The sequence below is a fragment of the Clostridium sp. genome, from assembly GCF_021443865.1.
Lineage (GTDB): Bacteria > Bacillota > Clostridia > Clostridiales > Clostridiaceae > Clostridium.
In genome coordinates, this window is sequence record NZ_JABUTB010000133.1 from 1 (window position 1) to 4,262 (window position 4,262).

Consider the following 4,262-nt stretch of genomic DNA (forward strand, 5'->3'; position numbering starts at 1 on the left):
TCATAATTAATAAATATTTTAAAGGAGAATATATGAAGATAACTAATAATAATTTAATTAAAAAACTTGGTGGTTTAAATAATTCTAACTATTTAATTAATATACAAGATTTAAAATATGTATTAAGACTTCCTAGTAAAGATAATAAAAATGACTTTTATCATGAAAATTTAATTTTAAATATTATTAAGCCTTATAATATTTCCCCAGAGATAGTTTATCACAGTGAAAGTAATGGAATTTTATTAAGTAAATATATTGAAAGCGAAAAATTTAATATTGATTTTTATAACTCAAATTTTTTCATAAATGTGTTAGCTGATAAGTTAAAAGCTCTTCATAAATTAGAAAGTACTAACGCTTTTAATCCCTTTAAAAGTATTTATGAAAATATAGAAATTTTAAATAAAGTAAACTATCAATTTAATCATGATATAAATTTAATAATTTCAAAATTAAGAGAATTAGAAAGGAAGTTATCTAAAGATATTCATTATGGATTATGTCATAACGATTTAAATACTTCTAACATTTTATATTCTAATGGGAATGTTTATTTTATAGACTTTGAATTTGCAGGAATGGGTGATATATTCTTTGACTTAGCCACAATATCATGGTTTCTAAAAGATGAGATTCAAGAGGAATTAATAAAGAGTTATTTTGGTTACTTTGACTTAAGATATAAAGAGAAACTTATAGACTACTTATTTGTAGTAAAGCTATGGAATGCTACATGGAGCCTTATAAAATCTATTAATAATACTTCCGATTACGATTATAAACTAGGTGGAAATATGATATTAGACGATTTAATAAATTCCTTATAAAATCGTCTAACTTATATTTTATTTACAACTATTTATAAAAGCTTTAAAAATTAAAAATTGCTCTTCAAAATCTTTATATAAAATTTCTGGATGCCATTGAACTCCTAAAACAAACTTCTTATCATTTAAATAAATACTTTCTATTATACCATCTTCAGAAACACCAGCTTCTTGCCCCTTAGGTGATACTTCCTTTATTGCCTGATGGTGAATACTATTAACTTCTATTTCATTTTTATTAATAATTTCAAAAAGTAAAGAATCTTCTTTTATATTTATTTTATGGACAGGTTCCTTATATGGCTTGCCTTGCTTGTGCAGCTCTCCACTTTCACTGTTTTTTTCAATACTTATATCTTGATAAAGGCTTCCACCTAAGCATGAATTTAATAATTGAAAGCCTCTACAAATAGCCAAAATAGGCTTATCTGCTTTTAATACTTCAGAAATTAAAATTCCTTCCATAGTGTCTCTTTCTTCATTTATATATCCACAGTACTCTGCCTTTTCTTCATTATAAATTTTAGGATTTATATCTTGTCCACCCGTTAATAAAAATCCATCATATATACTGACTAAACTCCTTATATCTTCTCTATTATCTATTAATGGTAGTATTACAGGAATCCCACCAGCCTCTATTATAGAGTCTAAATATTCTTGTAGCATCCAAATGCTTTCTTTTTTATCATCAAATAACGCAGTAACTGCTATAATTGGTTTCTTCATAAAAATCTCTCCCTTTGTAAAAATTAACTTAATACATTAATATGAAGTATCTATATTAAAATTTAATATAATATACCAGAGAATCTAAAAAGATTCCCTTTTATAATTTAATATATATTAACATTTTATAACCTATATTTAAATCTTTAATTTAACACTAATATAAACTTTTTCATATAATATTTAGAAGTATTAGAAGGAGTTATATAGTATCTTGGATAATGAAGAATTCAAAGAATATATGGAAGAATATATAAGAGAACTAGATTTAGAGACAGAAAGGTTAGATATTTTAGGTGCCTCTTTAAATGCACTTGGATACTTAATAATTTGCTACGGTGCAAGGATTGATATTTATGACGTAATTACTAATAATGAAATTGATATAACTTCTGCTGAAGTTACTTTATTGGGTCAATTTATCATAGTAATAGGATATTGTATTTTATATGTTGTTTCTAAACGAAGAATATATTCTAGAATACTAAGAAATGACTATTTAGATGAAAATAACTTTATTCCCTCCTTTAAGAAGCTTGAAACTGGTTATATTCTAAGTGTATTTGCAAACTTATTGAGACTAGAAGCTTTTTATGAAATTTTATTAAACCGTGAAGAAAATGCAGAAGATAATTTTGAATAGTCTAACACTATAATAAATAATGTTAGACTATCTTTTTTTATAAAAAAGGAGCTGTCGCAACAGCCCCTTTATATTACTAATATTTATTTCAATTCTTCATGTTTTTTTATTACTTGTATTGATACACAGCTTGGCCCACCTTGAGTAATAAAAACAGGTCCTAATTCTTTTATTTCGATGTCAGCGTCCTTTATAGTATTAGAAATTACTTCTTTACCTTCTATTGCTAATTGTAGGTCCTCTGCATGTGATATATAAATCTTATAATTAGAATCAACATTATTTTCAATTAAATTTTCCGCTATTTTTTTTATTGCCTTTTTATAAGAACGGGTAGAAGAAAATTTAACCAGAGACTTTGAATCTTCAGCAAGAGTCATAATAGGAACTAGACTTATCATACTTCCTATCTTTCCTACTAGAGATGAAATTCTTCCACCTCTTACTAAGAAATCAAAATCACGAGGAATCAAAAATGATTTCGATGTTTTAATTAACTTGTTAATCTCGTTAATTATACTTTCCTTGTTATAGCCTTTATCTACAAGCTTCACAGCTACATCTACTAGATATCTTTCAGGTCCACATAAAGTTTTAGAGTTAATTACTTCTATTCTATCTGGATTACTTACCATTTCTTTAGCCATACACGCTGAACTATATGTTCCAGATAATCCATCAGCCATAGAAATATTAATTATATCATCATCTGGGTACTTATTATATAAGTCTACAACATATCCTATAGGAGGTTGTGAAGATTTAGGCATATGTCCCTCTTTAATTAATTTCACAAATTCTTTTGAATTAATTTCTTCATGCTCCATATAAGTTCTGTCATTAATAGTAACAACTAAAGGTGCAATATCTACATTATTTGCTTGTCCTTCACTAATTGAATAAAGTGTGGAAGAGTCTGATAAAATTCTAATCATCTTTTGTCTCCAATTTCATATTAATCTATAAAAAATATTATTTTACATTTTCAGAGTATCACGTGTAAATATTAGTGTCAATATTATTTTGTAAACATTTAATATAAATTGTCTAATTAAGTCTAATTAACTAATATATACCTTTGTTCCTTCTGGTATATTATCATAAATCCATTTTGCATTCACCTTTTCTAATCTTATACAACCATCTGACAAAGCCATTCCTAGCCTTCCATCTCTTACACTACCATCTAAATTATATAATATAGAATGAAACAAATAATTACCCTTAAATTGAATATAATACCAACATTTATATCCCTTTTCTACACCAAAGTATAATCCTTTTATACCCACTGTATAAGTTCCCTTTGGAGTTGGAGTAGATTTTTTACCTATTGTACATATATAACTATGAAGAAGCTTCCAATTATTTTTTGATCCTGTAAAAATATTAACCTTAAATTTTTTTAAATCAACCCAAATCAAATACTTAGTAGTACTTGAAAATCCGCTTGCATTTACAAACTTAGTTACATTCTCAAACTTCTCCCCATCCCCTCGAAATAAGGAAAGAAATTTATCTATAATTTTCATTTTTAACCTCTTAATTAATTATTATTCACAAATTATATTATGCTTTACATTATAAAAAATCTAATAAAAAATAATAACCTTTGTAAATAATAAGACTTTTACAAAAAATTTGTAAAAGCCTTATTTAACTATTTATTGAATTTTGCTTTTCTCTTTACCTCTAAACCACTACCAACTAAAACTAATATTAATCCCATTATTAATATTAACCTTGAATCGAAAGCATCTCCTGTTGAAGGAAGTCCTTCTTTTCCTAAACTAGCATTGTCATCTTTTGATTCTTTGATTTTATTATTTTTAAAAGTAAATACTTGAGTTTTTTGTGAATCTACAACAACTTCTATTTCAGTATCTTCCTTCAGATATCCTTTTGGAGCTTTAGTCTCTTTTATTAAGTAATTTCCGTAAGCTATACTTTCAAATAATGCTACTCCATTTTCATCTGTCATTTTCACTTGAACTACATTGCCATCTAAATCATATAATGTAAATTCTGCATTAGCTAAGAATTTACCTTCTTCATCTACC

The 4,262-nt window shown here is 26.0% G+C and carries 6 protein-coding genes; 2 read left to right on the forward strand and 4 right to left on the reverse strand.

What is annotated here, in order from left to right; all coding sequences use genetic code 11:
- On the forward strand, positions 1-830 hold an 830-nt coding region (locus HUJ77_RS14780), incomplete at its 5' end, for a choline/ethanolamine kinase family protein (protein ID WP_366033570.1).
- An 18-nt stretch (positions 831-848) separates the two neighbouring features.
- Here HUJ77_RS14780 and HUJ77_RS14785 read toward each other — a convergent pair.
- Positions 849-1,559: a gamma-glutamyl-gamma-aminobutyrate hydrolase family protein gene (locus HUJ77_RS14785; protein WP_291709944.1), complete on the reverse strand. Its 711-nt coding sequence runs from the start codon at positions 1,557-1,559 to the stop codon at positions 849-851.
- Between the two features lie 214 nt (positions 1,560-1,773).
- On the opposite strand from HUJ77_RS14785, the gene HUJ77_RS14790 reads away from it, so the two are divergent.
- Entirely contained in the window at positions 1,774-2,202 is a 429-nt protein-coding gene (locus tag HUJ77_RS14790; protein WP_291709946.1) for a hypothetical protein, read from the forward strand.
- A gap of 83 nt (positions 2,203-2,285) precedes the next feature.
- Here HUJ77_RS14790 and HUJ77_RS14795 read toward each other — a convergent pair whose 3' ends face one another.
- From HUJ77_RS14795 to HUJ77_RS14805, 3 genes are all read right to left on the reverse strand, one after another.
- Positions 2,286-3,137, reverse strand: coding sequence for a DegV family protein (locus tag HUJ77_RS14795; RefSeq protein ID WP_291709948.1), 852 nt, complete (start codon positions 3,135-3,137; stop codon positions 2,286-2,288).
- A gap of 126 nt (positions 3,138-3,263) precedes the next feature.
- Entirely contained in the window at positions 3,264-3,734 is a 471-nt protein-coding gene (locus HUJ77_RS14800) for a L,D-transpeptidase (RefSeq protein ID WP_291709950.1), read from the reverse strand.
- A 128-nt stretch (positions 3,735-3,862) separates the two neighbouring features.
- On the reverse strand, positions 3,863-4,262 hold a 400-nt coding region (locus HUJ77_RS14805), incomplete at its 5' end, for a prealbumin-like fold domain-containing protein (protein ID WP_291709952.1).